Source organism: Synechococcus sp. MU1643, from assembly GCF_020514095.1.
In the GTDB taxonomy this organism is placed as follows: domain Bacteria; phylum Cyanobacteriota; class Cyanobacteriia; order PCC-6307; family Cyanobiaceae; genus Parasynechococcus.
On the sequence record NZ_VTKY01000001.1, the window covers coordinates 679,266 to 697,668 of the forward strand.

The 18,403-nt window shown below is 56.2% G+C and carries 26 protein-coding genes and 1 pseudogene; 7 read left to right on the forward strand and 20 right to left on the reverse strand.

All coding sequences use genetic code 11. From position 1 onward, the window contains the following. The 17 genes from FZX09_RS04085 to FZX09_RS04165 form a co-directional block, all read right to left on the reverse strand. Positions 1-273 carry a hypothetical protein gene (locus tag FZX09_RS04085; RefSeq protein WP_226400238.1) on the reverse strand — a complete coding sequence of 91 codons (273 nt, stop codon included), beginning with the start codon at positions 271-273 and terminating at the stop codon, positions 1-3. After that, a complete protein-coding gene (locus FZX09_RS04090; RefSeq protein WP_226400240.1) occupies positions 270-716 on the reverse strand; it encodes a hypothetical protein in 447 nt (148 codons plus the stop codon). The genes FZX09_RS04085 and FZX09_RS04090 overlap by 4 nt, the downstream gene beginning before the upstream one ends. Before the next feature lie 69 nt (positions 717-785). Next, entirely contained in the window at positions 786-1,604 is an 819-nt protein-coding gene (locus FZX09_RS04095) for a hypothetical protein (protein WP_226400242.1), read from the reverse strand. Positions 1,605-2,454: 850 nt separating this feature from the next. Then, complete coding sequence (locus tag FZX09_RS04100) at positions 2,455-2,934, reverse strand: hypothetical protein (protein WP_226400243.1); 480 nt, start codon at positions 2,932-2,934, stop codon at positions 2,455-2,457. A 679-nt stretch (positions 2,935-3,613) separates the two neighbouring features. Beyond that, positions 3,614-6,442, reverse strand: coding sequence for a DNA-directed RNA polymerase (locus FZX09_RS04105; RefSeq protein WP_226400244.1), 2,829 nt, complete (start codon positions 6,440-6,442; stop codon positions 3,614-3,616). A gap of 107 nt (positions 6,443-6,549) precedes the next feature. Then, positions 6,550-6,747 carry a hypothetical protein gene (locus FZX09_RS04110; protein ID WP_226400245.1) on the reverse strand — a complete coding sequence of 66 codons (198 nt, stop codon included), beginning with the start codon at positions 6,745-6,747 and terminating at the stop codon, positions 6,550-6,552. Positions 6,748-6,865: 118 nt separating this feature from the next. Further along, on the reverse strand, positions 6,866-7,414 hold the full coding sequence (locus tag FZX09_RS04115) for a site-specific integrase (protein ID WP_226400247.1): 549 nt from the start codon (positions 7,412-7,414) through the stop codon (positions 6,866-6,868). A gap of 66 nt (positions 7,415-7,480) precedes the next feature. Then, complete coding sequence (locus FZX09_RS04120; RefSeq protein WP_226400249.1) at positions 7,481-7,633, reverse strand: hypothetical protein; 153 nt, start codon at positions 7,631-7,633, stop codon at positions 7,481-7,483. A gap of 22 nt (positions 7,634-7,655) precedes the next feature. Further along, on the reverse strand, positions 7,656-8,132 hold the full coding sequence (locus FZX09_RS04125; RefSeq protein ID WP_226400251.1) for a hypothetical protein: 477 nt from the start codon (positions 8,130-8,132) through the stop codon (positions 7,656-7,658). 17 nt (positions 8,133-8,149) lie between these two features. Beyond that, positions 8,150-8,329, reverse strand: a complete 180-nt coding sequence (locus FZX09_RS04130; protein WP_226400253.1) for a hypothetical protein — start codon at positions 8,327-8,329, stop codon at positions 8,150-8,152. 9 nt (positions 8,330-8,338) lie between these two features. Then, positions 8,339-8,704, reverse strand: coding sequence for a hypothetical protein (locus FZX09_RS04135; protein WP_226400255.1), 366 nt, complete (start codon positions 8,702-8,704; stop codon positions 8,339-8,341). A gap of 118 nt (positions 8,705-8,822) precedes the next feature. Next, positions 8,823-9,299: a GIY-YIG nuclease family protein gene (locus tag FZX09_RS04140; protein WP_226400257.1), complete on the reverse strand. Its 477-nt coding sequence runs from the start codon at positions 9,297-9,299 to the stop codon at positions 8,823-8,825. Positions 9,300-10,257: 958 nt separating this feature from the next. Continuing rightward, positions 10,258-10,656, reverse strand: coding sequence for an MADF domain-containing protein (locus FZX09_RS04145; protein WP_226400259.1), 399 nt, complete (start codon positions 10,654-10,656; stop codon positions 10,258-10,260). A 194-nt stretch (positions 10,657-10,850) separates the two neighbouring features. Next, positions 10,851-11,075, reverse strand: coding sequence for a hypothetical protein (locus FZX09_RS04150; RefSeq protein WP_226400261.1), 225 nt, complete (start codon positions 11,073-11,075; stop codon positions 10,851-10,853). 68 nt (positions 11,076-11,143) lie between these two features. Continuing rightward, positions 11,144-11,347 (reverse strand): hypothetical protein, encoded by a 204-nt coding sequence (locus FZX09_RS04155; protein ID WP_226400263.1) that lies wholly within the window; start codon positions 11,345-11,347, stop codon positions 11,144-11,146. Between the two features lie 3 nt (positions 11,348-11,350). Further along, on the reverse strand, positions 11,351-11,641 hold the full coding sequence (locus FZX09_RS04160) for a hypothetical protein (RefSeq protein WP_226400265.1): 291 nt from the start codon (positions 11,639-11,641) through the stop codon (positions 11,351-11,353). A gap of 60 nt (positions 11,642-11,701) precedes the next feature. Beyond that, positions 11,702-11,875 (reverse strand): hypothetical protein, encoded by a 174-nt coding sequence (locus FZX09_RS04165; protein ID WP_226400267.1) that lies wholly within the window; start codon positions 11,873-11,875, stop codon positions 11,702-11,704. Between the two features lie 95 nt (positions 11,876-11,970). Between FZX09_RS04165 and FZX09_RS04170 the strand changes: the two genes are divergently transcribed. Next, positions 11,971-12,354, forward strand: a complete 384-nt coding sequence (locus FZX09_RS04170; protein ID WP_226400269.1) for a hypothetical protein — start codon at positions 11,971-11,973, stop codon at positions 12,352-12,354. Positions 12,355-12,996: 642 nt separating this feature from the next. Here FZX09_RS04170 and FZX09_RS04175 read toward each other — a convergent pair. After that, positions 12,997-14,043: a hypothetical protein gene (locus tag FZX09_RS04175; RefSeq protein WP_226400271.1), complete on the reverse strand. Its 1,047-nt coding sequence runs from the start codon at positions 14,041-14,043 to the stop codon at positions 12,997-12,999. A 166-nt stretch (positions 14,044-14,209) separates the two neighbouring features. On the opposite strand from FZX09_RS04175, the gene FZX09_RS04180 reads away from it, so the two are divergent. The 6 genes and pseudogenes from FZX09_RS04180 (at position 14,210) to FZX09_RS04210 (ending at position 17,316) form a co-directional block, all read left to right on the forward strand. Further along, a complete protein-coding gene (locus tag FZX09_RS04180) occupies positions 14,210-14,905 on the forward strand; it encodes a DUF481 domain-containing protein (protein ID WP_226400273.1) in 696 nt (231 codons plus the stop codon). Between the two features lie 212 nt (positions 14,906-15,117). Further along, positions 15,118-15,552, forward strand: a complete 435-nt coding sequence (locus tag FZX09_RS04185) for a nuclear transport factor 2 family protein (RefSeq protein WP_226400274.1) — start codon at positions 15,118-15,120, stop codon at positions 15,550-15,552. Continuing rightward, positions 15,512-16,156: pseudogene (locus FZX09_RS04195) on the forward strand (AAA family ATPase). The gene FZX09_RS04185 and the pseudogene FZX09_RS04195 overlap by 41 nt, the downstream one beginning before the upstream one ends. Then, positions 16,153-16,335, forward strand: a complete 183-nt coding sequence (locus FZX09_RS04200; RefSeq protein WP_226400277.1) for a hypothetical protein — start codon at positions 16,153-16,155, stop codon at positions 16,333-16,335. The pseudogene FZX09_RS04195 and the gene FZX09_RS04200 overlap by 4 nt, the downstream one beginning before the upstream one ends. A 152-nt stretch (positions 16,336-16,487) precedes the next feature. Next, entirely contained in the window at positions 16,488-16,706 is a 219-nt protein-coding gene (locus FZX09_RS12025) for an OsmC family protein (RefSeq protein WP_370624170.1), read from the forward strand. A 172-nt stretch (positions 16,707-16,878) separates the two neighbouring features. Continuing rightward, a complete protein-coding gene (locus FZX09_RS04210; RefSeq protein ID WP_370624171.1) occupies positions 16,879-17,316 on the forward strand; it encodes a hypothetical protein in 438 nt (145 codons plus the stop codon). A 412-nt stretch (positions 17,317-17,728) separates the two neighbouring features. Here the strand turns inward: FZX09_RS04210 and FZX09_RS04215 are convergent, their stop codons facing one another. Further along, positions 17,729-17,926: a hypothetical protein gene (locus FZX09_RS04215; RefSeq protein WP_226400279.1), complete on the reverse strand. Its 198-nt coding sequence runs from the start codon at positions 17,924-17,926 to the stop codon at positions 17,729-17,731. Between the two features lie 68 nt (positions 17,927-17,994). Beyond that, a complete protein-coding gene (locus FZX09_RS04220; RefSeq protein ID WP_226400281.1) occupies positions 17,995-18,267 on the reverse strand; it encodes a hypothetical protein in 273 nt (90 codons plus the stop codon). Positions 18,268-18,403: the final 136 nt, after the last annotated feature.

Below are 18,403 nucleotides of genomic sequence, written 5' to 3' on the forward strand. Positions count from 1 at the left end.
TTAGTTAGTAGGGCTTGAGTCGGTGTCTGGGTGGTCAGAGAAACGGCGGAAGTCGTATGCCTCTGTGTCGTATTTGATGGGCTCTTCTGAGGTCTTCAGAACTCGTCCGAGACCGGTGGAGCTGACGTCGGTCACCCCAGAGGGCTTACGTGTTCCCTCCGTGACGGTGATACCTCTATCCATCCAGTTCCCTTCGGGAGCCTTGTCGGATGCTTTGGGATGGCGCCCCACCTTGGGGGCACCGGGGCGGGGGATCTTGATGTCCTTGCTCATGACTGATCACTGCCCTCCAGAGCGTCCAGACGCTTGAGCACCTGGGAGAGCTTCTTCTCCAGTCGGGTGATGATCCGAGACTTGGCTTGGAGATCTGCCTGGAGGTTGACGGGTTGAGATGCCTCTACCGCTTCGCGGTGGGCTTCAGCTTCCTCAAGCTCCTGAAGACGACGGTCTGCTTCCTTCTTGTCGAGACGATCAAAGATGCCGGCACTAGGTGCAGTCACCTCTGCTCTGTCGGCATAGGGGCGGGTCACCTTCGTGATGTCACCGCGCAAGGCAGGGATGTGTGAGGTGGGCTTGTAGGAGGTGGCTGGGGTCAGCTCAACCTCTTCCCGGTCCTCGGGCTGGGAATAGTCGACAGGCTCCGCCTTCTTGAGGGTGTTGGAGGCCTGGATCTCTTCCCGGTAACGAGCCTTTGCTTCTTGCTCGATTCTCTCCATAGCTGCCAGAGCAGCATCAGAGATGGTTGATACTTTCGATGTTGTGGTGTTGTTGTCAGACATTGTTTATCAGGCGAGTGTGATCGATCCGTCAGAGAGCATCTGCTGTGCAGTTGCTAGGAGCTGCGGGTCCTTCATGGCCTGGGCCATTGCAGCGGCTTGAGTCAGTTCACCTGATGCAACCTTGTTGCTCAGATCAACAACAGCGTCAGCCTTGGCGCCATAACGCTCACCCAGCTGTTTGGCATAGGCATCATCGAAACCCATCTTGGTTTGGACGTTGCCCTTAGCGGCTTGTTCCATCCGTGTCTTGGCAACCGTCATCGCGATGATTGCGTCGTCGGAGTTGTCTGACTGAAGAGCCTTCAACACAGTGCGGGCTTCATCATCTGAGTAATTCTCATTGATGTAGGAGATCACCTCATCAGCCTTGTCGGCACCACCCATTGCATTGTTGACATCAACAGCAGCAGGGAGATCTGTGAACCTCTGTTGTGGTTGTTCCTCCACAACCTCTTGTGCTTTGGGTTCTTCCTGAGCGGGAGTAGAGGCCTTAGGTGTAGCGGGTGCTTTCTTGTCTTGAACGATGGGAACATCGCCAGCCACAAACGCATCGAGCATTGCTTCGAGACGCTGTGCTTCGTGATAATCACCACGGTCCTCGGCTTCGTTGCGAGCCTTCAGGAACTTGTGGAGCTGGTGATCACTGTGATCGAGAGGATCAAGGAATCCCGCACCGGAGTGCCGGTAAGTCAGATTCTCTTGAGCACGATCAAATGACCGTTGTGATTGTTGCTCAGCTTGAGCTTGTAGATCAACGGCTTGTTCTTCGGAGCCGCCTCCGGACCATTCAGCTACGTCAGCAGCTGTGGGCACGTATTCGGGCATAGTTTTAAGTACACCGGCACAGGGCCGGGAATCAGACGTTGGTGTAGACGCCGCACACGGAGTGGTTACCGGATCACCTTTTCGTGATCTATATTGTGCGAAATGCCAGCATCAGGACTTGCACCTGAAAGGCAGCTTTGACTGCACTGGAACAACAAGTAAAGAGGCTCTAAGAAAAGAGCTGATAACTCACACTATCAATGATGACGAGCAAATGAAAAGGGGATAGGTCGTTGGAACTACCCCCTCTTCAACTCACCGCATTTGACCCCGAAAGAAGGGTCTTTATCCACACACGGACCGCACCACTGGTCCCGTGATTAACTCAGCTGCATTGGTGCCCAGCTGTTGGCACAAGGGTGGCTAGGGAATCGAACCCTAAGAGAATGATGCTATGAACATCGACTCAACCTATACACCCGGGAAACCCATGGTCGTCACAACGTCATGGGGCCTTGATCTGTTCAGATATGAAGGGCCAATCCCCGTGGGGAATCTTCCTATCAAGGTGGAGGCTCACCTTAGATAAACACAACCCCAGAACCGTTGCCGGGCCCCGAGTCTCCTCATTACAAAAGTAGTGTTTTACCACCACACTTCAGTTGGCAGTGGCCGCCACTTGCTTGCGCTTTGCCACGATCGGGTGATTGGGACATGCAGCAGGGTCTACCCAGAGTGAGGTGTATCCCTCAGGGCGTGGGGAGAACTTACTGTTGCGATAAGTCCTGATCACATAGTCGTTAGGCTTCATGGTCTTATTGGTCACCACCACCTGAACAGCAGGGCAGCGGTGCTTTCTGATTGAGAGGATCTTCATTTGTGGGTGGTTGGGTGGATGGGTGGAATAGATCTAGAAATCGAAGTAGATCTTGTCGACAGAACCTGACGGCACTACCTCAGCGAAGGTCTGTGCAGGCTGACTCTCTTGAACAAGTTCGTCACAGCAGTTGAGCTGTAGGCGTACACCTTTGATGTCACCACTTTCCACTGTGCGGATGTGATTGATCTCGATGCGTACCTTGAGGTCTACTTGAGTTCCCTGTTGGATCTCACCAGAAGTGAGAGGTGTATTGATGGTTTCGAAGACAAGCTCACGAGCAATGATTGCTTCCTGCACAAGCTGTGCTCTATTTGCACAGTGCTCGCCAAGGAAACTATCTAGCCACATGGCATAGCTTGTCTGCCATCCGTTGTACGAAGGTTGGACTGCTACCCAGTAGCGTCCCTCTTCCTTTTCGGTAAGGCTGTGATCACAGACCACTGCATTGAAGCGGAAGTCTTGATCTAGCTCCAGGATATTTCCGAAGCTCTTTGTTCCTGTGAAGGTCATGAATGTTTGAAATGATGTCAGCCCCAGTGGTGTTCTGGGACTGCACACCATCCATCACCCTGTCTAGGGTCATGTCATGGAGATTCCAACTGGTGATAAGTCATAACCAGCATCTGAATCTGTTTCGACAGGTCCTTGATCTGATCAACACTGAGGTGATCAAGCTGATTAGGAGAGATGCCAAGCTGTGTTGGAGAAAGACCTAGGGCCTTAGCGTTGCGTCCGTTAGAACGCAGGTTGGTGTTTAGAGCTCTAGGGTTCTCATTGTTAGTCCTAAAGCCATCACCATATCGTGTGGTTTGCATGGTGTTTGTCTGGTGGAAGGTGGGTAGGTGCCGTCTATTCATCCTCGTTTAGATGGGATAGATAGACTGCACTAACTCCGCTACATACGATGTGGAGGAATCGTTCCGATAGGCCACATAGGTATTAGGGGTATGTGTGACTGAACGGGTAACTGACCTCCGTTTGGTTCCTAAAATAGTTGCCAAACGAAGACCAGTCTGACCCAATCAGCCGGGGCTGAGTGACTGCTCAAGATTCGGCATAACTCCGTTTTCGGCCGATCTGAGGGGAGAGATCTAGTGTTCTCTATTGGGATACACTTCTCAGCCCAGTTGTAGCAACTAATCTCAGCAAAAATGAGGCTCAAAATGAGCCCCAAACTTGCAAAAACTGATCAGCAGATGCTGTAGCTGCTGTGCACAACATCGAGAGGATCGAATGATCCATGTCGTGGAACTGGGTGCTGAGTGACATCACAGGAGGCCATTGCATTGTCGAGGTAGCCAGACGTCATTGCGGCTAACAAAGCAGCCTTAAAGAACTCCAGACCTGCCTCTAGGGCCCTGCCTGGTGGCAACCCGATGCAGTCATGAATGATCGTCACAGGGACGTTCGATTCCAGGCTGTCCAGGTTGTTCACCGTGTGGCCGATCACAAAGGCATCGAGTGCGTGGATCAGGTTCGGCGGTAGTGCCTTCACCATGTCCTTGTGGTCCATCTCCTGAAGGATGGTTGTGCCCTTGTGCTGTCGATGCTTCTCACGGGGGTCAAACAAGCTGTGGGTGGTGATGTGGTCCACCCGGAACTGCCGGCCCCGCTCCTGCTTCTTCGGGTAGCGAAGGATCATCTGAGAGCCATCCGGGATGGTGATTGGTAGAGCCATCACTGGCACCCCGTTCTCATCCACCCGCAGTTGATCTGTGATGGTGCCGTCTGCTCCCTTGATCTCCTGGTGTGTTGCCAGGTGACCGAAGCGATGGGCCCAGGCCACGTATTCACCAAGGGCTGGGATGACCTTGGCCACTGCAGCCTCGAAGAAGTAGCCAACGCCGTAGGCCTCTTCCCAGGACAGTCGAGCGGCTTTGCTCTTCTGATCAAGGATGTGACCGAAGCGGTACTCCTTCTTCAGTTCCCCGATGCACTTCCCGTGGCCAGCTCCGTAGAGCTTGGGAAGGAAGGCTTTCTTGATTGCCTTTCTGACGGCACCCATCGAAGCGGGGTCCTTCTTGAGCAGCTGCTTCACCCGTGAGATCTTCATGCACTTGGTAGTGCCGTTTGCATCTGTGATCTCATTGCCGTGTCGATTCCGAAGGGGAATAAACAGGTCGGCATCTTTGATCATCTTCTGCATCTCCCGGTAGGTGTTCTGGTAGATGTCGAACACCTCAGCCCCATTCCTGATGAGGTTGGTGGCCTTGGCTGTTGCTCCAGAGGTCAGGAGCCCACCGATCAGCTGACCGCCTGAGCAGGTCGCGTCACGGGTGACGATGATCCCGGTGGTCTGGTCCTCGTCCCGGTCGACGAAGAGTCGCCGCCATTCGAGGCAAAGAGCCAGGAAGGCCCATTGGTCATCCCACTTCAGACCGTCTGTCTTCGGAACCCTCCAGAAGGCATCTCGGTCGCAGATCGCGTCGAGGCTGCTGGTCATGTCCACGATCACTTGGCGGTGATCTCGGAACCACTGGGTGCGTTCCTCGTAGGTCTTCTTGTCCAGTCCCGCTGCGCCAGCGATGCCAACTTGCAGGTGGTACTCAGTGCGGTCATCTACAGGGACTGCATCAGCGAACTTCAGCAGTGCCTTCTGATGTGACATGCCCTGAGGGTTGAGGGCGAAGTTGGTGCTGTAGAAGCGACCACGAAAGTCGAGCACCAGGGGAATCCAGAACGACTTCAGCTCTCTTGACTCTTCCGCGAGGCGGATGGTCTTGGCGATTGCTGATCTGTCGTAGGCCTTGCGATGTTTGTGGAAGGCACTGAACTGCCCCTTGCGTTGATCGCGGGCGGTGTCCCTGGCCTGCTGCTGTTGCTCGGTGGGGTTGTCCACCTTGGGTGGCATCGACACGGTGACGTAGTCGTCGAGGCTCGGGCGGCAGTGGAAGGGCTCTTGGCTTTGACCACGGCGCTCAAGCTCCTGCATCACCTCGAGGATCTGGGTGTTGACCCGATAGCCAACGTTCTGAGCAGCATTGAGGGAGCGGAGTCGATCCACCGACGGTCTGAACTCACCGTTCCAACCGTTGCCGGTTGTGGAGGGGATCAATGCCTTGCCGGCACCCAGGTAGCCACCAGCCGTTGAAGGCGTATGGGGCATGGGCTGGATGAGCATCACCTGTGGCAGGCACACGCCCTCGAGGGCTTGGTGATCGATCTGATCCAGACGCTCCCGGGCCTCGTCAGTGAGGCTGTAGTACTGAGCCTTGAAGCGGTCGACTATCTCCAGTGCAGGCCCCTCGAGCTTCAGTGCAGCCTCCAGAGCCTTGTTGACCAGGCTGATGAGCTTGGCCGCGAAGGTGGTTCGCTGCTGGTAGGTGAAGGGCTTCCAACCCAGGACCCGAGCGACTGGGCTCAGACCCGCCTTCTCGAACTCCTCGATCTTCTGATTGATCTCGCGACGGCTGGTGGTGCGTTGCTGTTTCACAGTTGCCACACCAGTGCGGCTGCTCTCGACGATCGCGTCCATGAGCCAGTGGATCCCGGTACCTCGGGTGGCCTTGCGGACGTAGTCGTGATGCAGCTGATCCTGAAGCCGATTGCCCAGCTCTTTCTCCAGCTCGTAGTTGGTCGGGAGGTACCGCTTACCGCTGTAGATGTGGCTGTGGTTATCGGGCTCTGGGTTTAGTTCCAGTCGACATAAGTCCATGACCGTGACCAGGGCGATGAAGCCGAGCTTCACAGTGTCCCAGACGTCAACAGAGTGTTCCGATTTGCAACCCCCACGGGCAGCACCAGAGGCGTCGAGGAGGGGCATCTCCTGCACGGGGCAGGCGGTCAGCAGCTTGTAGAGCCGACTCATATCGTCGGCACCCACACCACGTCGGCGGAGGTTGCTCTTGATCTCGACATCGATGGCGTCTGCAAGGACAGCAAGGACACCCTTGAGGATCTTCTGGCCGGCTGGGCTGCGGCTGTAGTCACCACGATCAGCACGCTTCTGCAGGGCCGCCAGGGCCTCATCTACGCCGCGCTGATTGGCGATCTGTTCGTGTTCGAACTGGCGGAGCATCTGCTCCCTTGATGGTGGTCGGTAGTTGTTGGGTAGGTGTTGCATGTTTAATGTGATTTTTTAGTTATTGCAGTGGGTTTGCACTCGTTAGTGCAGACAGAACTGCATCATTTAGAGGCGTTCCGGCGTATTGCCTGGCGCTTTGCGTAGTAGGCCGCCTGTTGCTTGGCCCACTCCGGATCCACAGCCCTTCGTATCTGAGGAATGGTCAGCGGAACCTGGAAGGCGATTGCATTGATCGACATGCCCTGGCGGTGTAGCCGGCGGGCTTCTTCGTAGACGGCCTTGGGTTGGCGCTTACTCATGCCACACCTCCCCGGTTGGCCTTGTACCGGGACATCACAACGACGAAGAGGCAGATGATCGCCACCCGCATCCTCATGATTTCGTGAGCGTTGGACGTAGTTGAGAGATTCATGCAGTTCATACGAAGGCAGTCATTTCGGTGAGCTTTGATTCGTCGGCTTGCAGGTAGCTCTGCAAGGCGGACAAGGTGCTGTGACCTGTGAAGGCCATCACCTGGTGCAGGGGGTAGTGACCAGCGAGGTTCGTGGCTGCGGTCCTGCGGAAGCTGTGGGTGCTCACACCCTCCAGGCCGACCTTTGTGCAGGCCTTGCGAAGAGCCACGTCTGCAGCGTTGCGGCTGAGGGGCTGGGTCTCTGAGTCCTTGGCGTGGAACAGGAAGTCCTCATCGCCGGCACCTTCCGGGCGGAGTGCCTCGAGTGCCTCCAGGAGAACCGGAGAGCAGGGCACCTGGCGGGTCTGGTTGGTCTTGGTTGTTGCCTTGCGGAAGGTGATGAAGCCACCTCCCACGTCGCACCAGCGAAGCGACAGGGCTTCGGAGATACGTGCGGCTGTGGCCCGCTGAAGGGTCCAGAGGGTCCGATAGGTCTGGCTGGGTGCGGCTGCCAGGAGCCGGGCGAAGTCAGCGTCAGAGAGGACTGCTGCTCGGCCGTGTCCGTTGTTTTTCATGTTGATGGTTAGTTGTGCGTTGGTGTCAGTGTGGCATCGAAGAGTTACTAGGTGCAACCCCTACACTCAAAGGAAGAGGGCAGAGAGGAGCACTAAGCAAGTGCAGGCCAGATAGATCCGCTGGAGCTGGAGCTCTGCGATCTGGTCGTTCTGCGTGTCGAGGATCTCTGCGGTGTGAGAGATCACCTCGTCTTTGTTCAGTGTGTTGATGTTGGTCATGGTGTTGATGGTGGGTAGGTGATCAGATTTGGGAGGGCCGTTTGCCTTTGAACTCAGGCGTCTGCTTGTGCAGCGCGTAGGCGTTCCGGATCTCTGGGGTGGATGACTTAGTCAATGCTCCGATGCATCCCTGCACGGAACGTCTGATGGAGCTGGGTCCTAATGGCTTCTGCCACCTCCAGTCCTCCAGAGCCCGTTGGAATTGGACGGTGCCTAACCGAGTCATCGGATAGTCAGCCCGCTGTGGTCCTGGGTTTCTGGCCCAGAAGTCCTTGGCTCGTTGGTTGTCTGTCTTGTTGCGTGAAACCCACACGGAGCTGTGCTCCTTGCAGTAGGCGTTCACGTCTTCCTTGTACTGCTCTTGTGCTCGTTCGTATTGAGCGAGCTGCACTCGGTAGATGACGTTGTTGTGAATGGCTTTGTAAGCCGCCGGGATCTGAGGGAGTGTCAGAGCCGCAGCAATGACACCTAGGAAGGCTGTGTTGAGGTTGAGTTTCATGGTTGATGTTTGAGGTCTTAAAGGTCGATGGCTAAGTAGGTGTCCTCTCGGTTGAGGACCCCACGTAGGAGAAGGAGGTCTTCGATCTCTCTCAGTTCCGTCTCGACTGCACTCACCCGATTCATGTCGAGTGGGAATACAGGCGTTTCACGGATGAGCCGCTGTCGTCTGATCAGGAGGTTGATCGTGTCGTTCATGTGTGATGTTCATTTGTTTGTGGTGGTGACGTAGAGGTATGCGGGCTTGGTGCCGAAGTACCAGGGCAACCAACCGCACAGCCAGACGGTGCGTAGCTGTGGGTCGAAGTAGATGGATGCCGACTGATCCAGCGGGTCGTCTTCCTGGTAGGTGAGCTTCAGTGCTCCCTTGACCGGGTAAGTGCAGACGGTGAGCTTCACCTTGTCCTTGCCCTTGGCCAACTCTTCGAGCTGTGCAACTGGGGCTAGTCCTTCCCACCAGGTCAGTAGGAGCGGAGCGTGAAAGAACCACTGGCCGTCGTGCTTGAAGGCGGTGAAGGTGAAGGACGTTTTGCCCTTGGGTTGGATGGCGGATGTCAGCCACTTAGGGAGCATCCACCAGATGGCTGGTGTCTTCATTGGGGTCTGTGTGGCCCTGTGTGGGGCGATAGGTGGACTTGAAGGGGATTCATCCTGTTGCGGAGTGCAACCCCTATAGACAAGCTTTTAGGGGTCACTGAGCCTTGAAGAGGCCTCCTTGGTATCTGAACTCAGAGATGAGCTTGAGCAGCTCGTTGCTCTTTTTGAACCACTCACCCTTCACCCTGTTCTTGCGAAGCACCTTGTGCAGGTAGCCCTCAAAAGCTGCAGCTTCCTCCTCCGAGTCGGTGAAGGCAGCGGCCTCAAGGATGAGCGGATGGGGTGAGCCTGTCAGGTAGCTGTTCAGCCGTTTGCGGATGTTCTTCGAGAAGCCCACCTTGATGTGATCAGGGTCGTTGTTCCAACGGAAGAAGTAGACGCCAGGGGAAGACAGGTTGCCGACCTTTGAGGTGGGTGTTGTCAGTCCTGTGCTCAGCCTGTGCAGTCTTTCTTCTTTCAGCTTCTCCCGATGTCTGATCCTCTTGGTTGCTCCCTTGACGGACGGATGTCCCCGCCTATTGGCGGTTGCTCGTACGTGCTTTGCGCCTGATTTGAGTTTGATCTTGCTCATAGGTGGTGGGTGCCCTCCTTAGGGTTTGATGAGAGTTACCAAGTGCAACCCCCATAGTCGTTTGATTTGACCTCGCTGGCGGCGTGTTCGTGTTTATCCGGCGAAGTGCCGGCACCATTGAGGCGAATACCAAGGAGAGGTCTCGAACCTCTCTGCCCAGCTGGCTGGGTCTTGGTTGTCCCTTTATCGATGGGACTTCGACGGGGCTGATGCCTTCTGTCAGTGACCTTCGCGATCTGTGTCGGTGGTTTCTCCTGATGAGCGGCGTCCTCGCCCCTATTCACATAACCAGGGGGATCGGGTCTCCAATGCCCTTATCGGCCACTCCCGTCGAAGTGGTTATCCCTCACGCGATCACGGCCTGGACGAGGCGCAGGCTGCGCGGAGGGCTCCCTGGGCCCTACCCCTGGTTATTTCCAACCCTCGCTCCCGGACTCTTTGTCCTGCCTCTGCCGAGCATCCCCCGGGTAGTTCTTCCGTTCCCCCGGGTTCTACCTCCGGCTCTACTCAGGGGTTATTCCCCCCGGGCCTTTGGGTCTTGTTTGTATCCCGTCTGTAGTGTGACTTTGGATATACCCAATATGACCCCCTATGGGTAAGAGTGCAACCCCTTTGCACAAAGATGAGCAGGAATACCTAGCGCGGTAAGTCACGCTGTGCTCCCTTGATGCCTGGACTGGCGAGCGAGGAAAGGCAGCCCGTCGTCGTTGGAAGTGCTCCTAGCGAGAGGAGCTACAGCACCCACACCACGCCTTCTTGGCTCGTCGGTACTTGTCCGCTATCCGTACCCAGTCACCACATCCCTCACATCGGAGGTACTTGGGCGGATAGACCCGAGGACCGATGAAGTTCTGAGGTTCTGCCACTGGTGGTGGGTCAATGAGATCCCACTCTTCGTCGGTGACCTCCTGGCATAGGAAGTCTCCGAAGGACATGCCTGGCCAGATCCTCAGTGGCGTCATCTTGTTGGCATCCAGAAGTATCGAAGCTTGCGCTGCATCAGCTCATCTTCACGATCACACTGCAGCCGCCAGAACTCCTTGCGGAACTGGTCACGCCTTGACTCCCATTGCAGTTGAGCTCCCTTGATCTGCTCGGGTGGGTATTGGCTCTCCACCTCTGTGAGCTTCTCTTGCAGGAAGTCGTTGACCACCCAGAAGTTCTGACCGGTGGCTGCATAGAGGCGACACAACGTATTGACCAGAGTTGAAAGGTCACTCCATGTGGAGTTCATCGTGGTCAGGGTTGCTTTGCCCATGTACTCCACTCGATTGCACATGCGACCGAGCATCCACTTCTGCCCGTTGATGTCGTTGCCGGGAGCTTCGGAGAGGGTGACGAGAAAGAGTTCAGCCATAACTAGATAGGTGAGAGAGGTGGGTAGTGGACCTGACAGGCGTGAAAGGTTGAGGCCGCTTGTTGGTTCGTGATCTGTTTGCTTGCAACTGCAAAGAGGAGGCGATCACCAACAGCTGCGCATCTCGGATGGATAGGTGGAGCCAAGGTGATGGCTCCCGTGGATAGGAGGGCGATGAGAGGTGACATTGACCATCAGTTGGTTGAGAACTTCTTGATCAGTCCCTCGAAGAAGTCAGAGGTGAATGACTGGCTGCCCGCTTGGCGTGCAACTACCTCGCCGTCTTCGAAGGCCACGAGTGTTGGGGTTGCAACTACGCCGCTGTCTTTGGCGAAGTCCGTCCACTCACCACAGCACTTGGAGTCGGTGATGGTGATGACGTCTGACCAGCCTTCAACCTTGGAGAGCTGACCCTTCACGTATTGGCAGGGCCTGCAACCTTCTTGAACGAAGAGGTGGATCTGTGGGGTGGCTTTGTTCTGGATGTTCACAGCTGGTTGACCTTGATTTGGTTGACGCTGAATGCGGTGAGGTAGGCGAGGACCTTCGTCTTGTCCCCATCGATGACTGCCTGGTTGAAGGCGTCGATCACTTCGCTGGGTGCAAACTCCTGAGCAAAGGCGGCCAGCTCTTGGAAGCGGTCAGCACCTCCGATGGCTTCGTGAATGAAGGCGACGTCTGATTCGTTCATTGATCAGGCCCCCACCTTTTGGACTTGCCACCACTTGGTGGGTGGTCCATCTGTCACCTCGACGTAGCTCCGAAGCTGTGTCTGACGGATGGCGTGACGAGGGTCGGGCTGTGCCGGCACCTTGATCTGTGCATCGTCGAGTTGGTCCTGGTACTTGTCTCGCTTGAGTGCTGCTTCGACAAGCTCGGCACACATGGCAGAGGCAGACCGGCGGTTGTGCTTGGCCAGGGTCATGACGTCGGCGTAGACGTCGGGCTGGAGGAGGACTTGGACGCGATCGAGGCTGGTAGGCATGGCTAGTAAGTGCAGTCGGTGGAGTTGATGAGAGGTGTAAGGTGCAACCCTTACGGGCAATCAAGAAGCGGGCATCAGGTCTGTGATGTCGGCCACTTCGCAGAGGTGAGTCATGAAGTCTTCGACTTGGTCTTGGCTCATGAAGCGGACCATCTCTTGGAAGGTCAGCTCGTAGTCCAGCTGATCAGCGATGTTCAGCAGGAGTGAGCGGGACTGGGAAGGTGTGCGGGTCATGGGTGGGTTCGCTCCCTTGATGTCTTCATTGTGTACCCAGAGTGCAACCCCTGTCAACACCCTTGCTCGGATCAGTATCTTGAGGGTGTCTTGCGATGCCCCCCGCTGTGCCCGTCAACCCAGTGAGAACCAAGCGGGTGGCAGTGAACATCCCCATGGCCCTCTACGAAGAGGCCGCTGCACTTGCCAGTCATGACCGGCGAACCATCAGCCAGTGGTTCCGTGTGGCTGTTGAAGACGCCATCAAGAACCAGAAGAAGCAGCTGCGTGAAGAGGGAGTCGAACTACCTGAGCCGGCACCTACCTCTGATGAGGGCCGGGTCACCTCCAGTGAGAGCGAGGCAGTGCAGGCAGCACTGAAGGCCAACCCAGAAGACAAGCTCCTCAAGCTGGCTGCCGATGACATCGACGCCTTGGGTGGTGTGAAGAAGGAGAAGCTTCAGAAGCTCAAGCTGCTGATGGAGCTGCTGGATTCCTGAACGTCCCGTCCTTGCAAAGCTCTCCTCACCCCTGCTAGTACAGCTGTACTGACGAGAGGTGTCGGCCTTGGAGGAGTGGGGCTTCGTAGATGACAGAGACCTGGAGTCCTTCAGAGGACACAAGAGCTGTTCGACCTGCCATCACTTCGGATACGTCACCCTCGGCCAATGCCAAGTCCTTGGGTCGTGTCACCTCAGGCAAGGGCTCTTAGCTCCTGGGTCTCCTCCCTTGAAAAGCTGTAAGCACTGGGCCTACTGCTCACAGGTGGATCCCTATGAGGCGATGACGTGACTAGGTCACCTCACTAGAACCAGTGCAGACACCCTCGATTGACTTTGAAGGCTCTGCTCTCTGCCCTTGTCCTCGTTGCATCCGTAGCTGCCCCTGCCCTGGCTCGTGATGGTGAGGTGTTCTTCAGGAAGAAGGGTGCAGTGGAGATAGGACCTGGCACACGTCTTGAGATGGTCGACTGTGATGGAAGCGTCGATGAGAACGGGAACTCAGATGGTGGTCTGACCTGCTCCATCAAGGTCATCAACAACCACGAGGATCCCTATCGGGTGGACAGCGCTCAGTAGGCCGTAACGCCTGTATTTCCAATAGATCTATCTGTCGGCACACACCAGCTGTCGTTGGTGCAGTCAGTTCTCTCTCCCAGTCCAGGTATCCAACACCTCCCAGCCTTTCTCCATCGCTGGGCCGATGATCTCTCGTGTGTACTCGGCGTAGTTCCGGACGTAAGAGGCACCAACTGCCTTACCTACCCGGTGTCCAAGGATCCGCTCACTGACCTCAGTGGTCACACCCGCCTGGGCTAATGCTGTTCGGGTCCCGCTTCGGAGTGAGTGGAGGGTGATGCGTGGCGTGATCCTCTTCACCAACTTGTAGAGGGTTGTCCTGCCTGGTTGTTTGGGTAGGTCTGTTCCCGCCCACTCAGGGAGCAACACCTCGCGGATGCTGTCGGGGTTCTTGACCTGACACCCATGTGATCGGTCGATGCGCAGCCACCTCCCATCGAGGTGAGCTTGCTTTCGTTGGCAGAGCTCGTTCTCCCTCAAGCCCGTGTAGAGCAACACCCGGAGCCACCAGTTACCGGTGTCCCAGATGAGCCTGCACTCCTCAGGTGTTGGTGTCGGGTGTGGTTCACCTGGTGCTGCTGAGACCTCGACCCTGTCCCACACGTTGGCGGTCAGGTAGCCCTGCTTCATCAGGCTCTGGGCAATAGCCCGGCACATGCCGTGTCTTTGGGAGATCGTGCTGGCGGCTAGGCCCTGATCCTTCAGCGTGCGGACATATCTCTGCACGTCTGCAACGGTGACCAGTGCCGGCGCTACATGAGAGATGGGCTTGATGGCTAGGGCTTGGCTGGATGCCTTGGTCTTCGCCGTCATTGGCCTGCCCCTCTTGTCACCTATCCGTTCGTTGTGGATGGCCGCTGCCTGTTGCCAGGTCATCACCTCCTCAAGCTCACCAGGTCCGAAGAGGTCCTCGCCTGTGACCTCCCGCTCCTTGCCGGTGGCTGGGTCGAGTTCGTAGCCGATCTGGGTGGTTGGGATGAATGCTCCCTTGATTCCATTGGCTTTGTCTTTGAGCCGTTGGTAGGCAGCAGGCCACAACCTCAACGCCTTGGCGTGGTCTCTGGTCTGAAGCGATTCCCTGTAGGTCTTGCCATTGTTGGACCGGTACACCGCAAACCACAGGCCCTCTGGCCCATGCACCTGCCTTGGTCCTACTACTCGTCTGCCCATAGGGACTCGGATAGGGACACATTTAGGGACACATGCAATGGTGCCAAACCTGTTGCAGCAACGCAACTCAGCCCTTTTCAATCAATGGGTTTTTTCAACTGACGCAATGCACCGTTCCCTAGCCACGGCTGGAATTCTGAGCCCTTGCCCGGTCCCCAGCGTGAGCTGGGCCGAGATCATCACCTTGACCCTGCCCAACGGCGACAGCCTGCACGGGGAATTGATTGAGCGAAATCCAAACAACGGGACCACAGTTCTGGACCATCCCCAGCTGGGACGGGTGGAAATCACCGCAGAGCAACTCAATCCAGCCACGACCAAGCCCCTTTGGGCCAGCTCGGTCTCCGCCGGTGTGATCGGCAATGAAAAGGATGGCGACAACTCCCTGTCGGTCAGCTTCACGGGAAAAACGCGCTACAAGGACGAACAACAGAAGCTGTCGTTGAGCGACAGTTTTCACTCAAGCAAGTCGAAAGATTCAGAAGAACCACCCTCCATCGATACGGAGAAAGGATCTGCGGAACTCCGCTACGACAAGCCGATCGGCTCCAACCCCGATCTGTTTGCTCTGAGCAGTTACCAATACGACGGCACCAATGATTCCGGGGTGAATACCATTCTGGGGAACATCGGTGTGGCATTCCCGCTGTTGAAGTCAGAAACAACTGAACTCACCATCTCCATTGGTCCGTCGTTGCTATGGAGCGGGGGAGGCATCACCTATTCCAGCGACACGTTTTGCAGCAACAGCCATGGCGGCGCAACGCTGACGGCGGATCTCAGCTGGAAACCATGGCATTAGCTCCAGTTCGGGCTTTAAAACCAGTTCACTACGGTCTCGAATGAGGTTCAACCGGCCAACACCCTCACCGCTGAGGTGCGCTACCACCCCGCAAAGAACAGCAAGTTGTTCACAACATTGCGAGTGCAATCGATTTACCAAAGCATGAACACACCCGAGTTGAACAACACCATCACCGCTCAGGTGGGCGCCGACTTCTCATGACAACACCCATGCTTCACCCCCCGCTGGATGCAGAGCAGATCCGTGCCCTGTTCACCAAGCCTTACGGCAAGCCAGGCCCCACAGCTGCTCAATGGAAGGCGGTCTACGCCAACGACGTGCATTTCACCGATCCAACCCAGGAGCGGCAGGGAATTGACGCTTACATCCTTGCCCAGGATGGTCTGATGCAGCGCTGTGATGACGTTTTCCTGGAAACAGAATCGGTGGTGGTGAATGGTGAGACAGCCTTTGTTGAATGGCGCATGGGCCTCAAAATCAAAGGAATTGAATTCATCTACCCCGGCGCAACCCGGCTCAGCTTCAATCCAGATGGAAAGATCGGGGACCACCGTGATTATTTTGATTTTGTCGGCCCCACGTTCGCTCCGGTGCCCGTGATTGGTGGACTGGTGCGGTGGCTCTACAAACGGTTCGTTGCCTGAACCACGGCCACAGGGCCATCTCTTGATCGGCCCACCGGGCAGCGGAAAGTCCACACTTGCCGCGAACCTCGCTCCACTTCTCCCTGCACGGGTGATCGCCAATGATTCTCTGAGGGAACAGCTATGGGGAGACCCGAAGGTCTAGGGGGCTTGGTCTGAATTGGAGCCCCATCTCCATGGAGCCATCGACAGCGCCGTCGCTGATGGCATCAACGTGATTGTGGATGCGACCTATGCGCAACTCAACTGGCGCCAACGGTTGATGCGCCGAACCCTGGGGGCGCGACACATTCAATGGACCGGCTGGTGGCTGCAGACACCTTTGGATCAGTGCCTGGCCTGGAACCGATCCCGCCAACGTTCCGTTCCAGAGGCCATGATTCATGCAATGCACTGCAGGCTGAGCAGCCCCCCTGACAGGCCAGAACTCAGCGAAGGATTCACAAGTTTGATCCGCCTCAATCCCGCCGGCTCACGCCTCAACGAACAGATCCACCGTGCGATCCAAACCATCCTTACATCGGTCGCCATGAAGAAAGGTGAGCAGGTCATGCACCCCCTGTGGAGTCCCATCAACGTGATTCCAACCGCATCCGTGTCATGAAGCTTGGCGAGCTCTTTCTCGAAGCCATGTCCACCGGCGTGATCACCAACGGAGAGATGGCGTGGGTAACCGCCCGGCAAGATCAATTTTCACGAACTGAGGAAGCTGTTGCGCAACGGCTCGGCCGTTTGATCGATGAAGGCACGATTCAGCTGGGTTGTCGCATGCCCGTGGCCTGATTGATGGCAGGGCTCTGATGACGCGCATGTCCTGCCGCTACACCGGCGATCTGCACTGTTAAGCCGAACATGGGCCCTCAGGTGTGTCGTTGAGCACCGATGCTCCGCCCGATCATGACGGTCGGGGGGAAACCTTTTCACCAACAGATTTGTTGGCCACCGCCCTGGGCACTTGCATCTTGACCGTGATGGGAATCACGGCCAAACGCCGGAACTGGTCTGTCACCGGCGCAGAAGCATCTGTCGAGAAGATCATGACCCAAACAGGGGCCCGCAAGATCGAAACACTTCGGGTGTGGATCACCCTGCCCCAAGGCTTATCGGAGGACCAAATTCAGTTGTTCAGGCGTGTTGCGAAGACTGCCCGGTGAAACGCAATTTGGAGTCATCCATGACGATTGATTTGATCTGGTGCTGATCATCAGCCTTTCTCGCAGGGCGGATTTAAAGCAGAAAGAAGTAGAACAATAAGAGGAAGCACGATGAGACTTCACTTCATACCATTTTGTGTCTTCCGAGAAACCCCCTCGGTGACATTCTTTGATGCTGGAGTTCTTGGAAGCAATGGCACCGACGTGGTCCCACACCATGGCGCCGCTACGTCACCCACGAACCAAGACGGTTCAGAGCAGTACTACCTACGTGCACCGTCATCAGGTAGACAACAACCTTGTACTTGAAGTTTCTCGAACCTTCAAGTTGCTCAATCCGGCTTGGGATCACCCACATCACATCATTCATTTAATCCGAGCGATGGGCGCTCTCCAAATCCCTATCGGCACCTATCACCGCTCCGTGTCCAGCGAAGAAGGAAGCCAGGTTCTGAACCAGTCCATGCGTGATCAGGGATTTGATTACAGAACGGAATTCATCCCCGTAAGGCTTGAAGAACTAGAGCATCTCCTAAAGGCACAAGCAACAATTCCGTGGATATGGAGCTGGAAAGATGGACACATCTGCAGAGACCACGATGCTCAGTGATGGTGCTTACGTCGCCGTGAATGACGGTGCATGCGCTTCACCAAACGTCCGCTAAAGGAACGACCTTCAGCACACTCGAGCTGATTCCAACGCCATCCCAGCCAGGACAGCGCCACGACGATGGCAATGGCGATCAACCAACCCACGAGGACAACGGCTCAAGAGAACAATTCAGAGGCAAAGACTGCTGGACCACAGCTCTTCCTCATTACCAAGATGCGTCTGAACGCAGGTGGTGACGCACTCGCCATCATCGATAGAACAAGTGGTGATGCACTCCAGGCATGCCTCAACCGAATCCCAGGTTCCATCCTTTTGCTGCTCCATAGCCTTCTCAACCGACTAACTGCGTTGTAGGTCGCCAATCGATTGATGTCGCTTCTTCCGTAAAGAGGAGTGAAGGCGACGGTTTTCAGCGCTCACCATCCTGACCAAGGCTGAACTCGAGCAATGCCGCCGTGAGCAAGGTCTTCATCGACTGCAATGCCTCCTGCTCCCTGGGATCAGGGCCCCCTGGCCATTTCTCAAGGTGAAAGTTCACCGAGCGGTGGAGCAGGCGAACAGCTTCAAGGTCCAGATCGAACTGGAGGGTGGGGCGAGGCTCACTCATCTCCCCATTCTCACCAACGACACGTTGACAGCGCAAAAAGAAACAAGGCAGTACATAACTACCAGTAATCAAGAGATGAGCATCGTCAACGCTCCGCCGCCAAGCACCTGGCCGCCGATGGGCTCAGGGCAGCTACGACCGAGCCGTTCGCTGTGGTGTGCCTGACCTGCCAGCACTTTCAGCACACCCTCGCTGAGGAAGGAGTAACTCAGCCAGCTTGCGCTCACCACCAACAGCGCCTCCCCCAGGGGGCACACCTCACGTACCGCTGCCACCAATGGATGCAACGGCTGGAGAAGGAGATCGGCTGGTATCCCGAAGGGACCTAATTCGCCGCCCATCCTCCAGAGCCAACAAAAAGCCCCCTCCGAGGAGGGGGCTTTCCGATTCAGTTGATCTGAATCGTTTGTTGATTCCAGATCAACCGATGGCGGGAGCCTGCAGAGCCACAGGAGTGGACTCAGCAGCAGCCAGGTC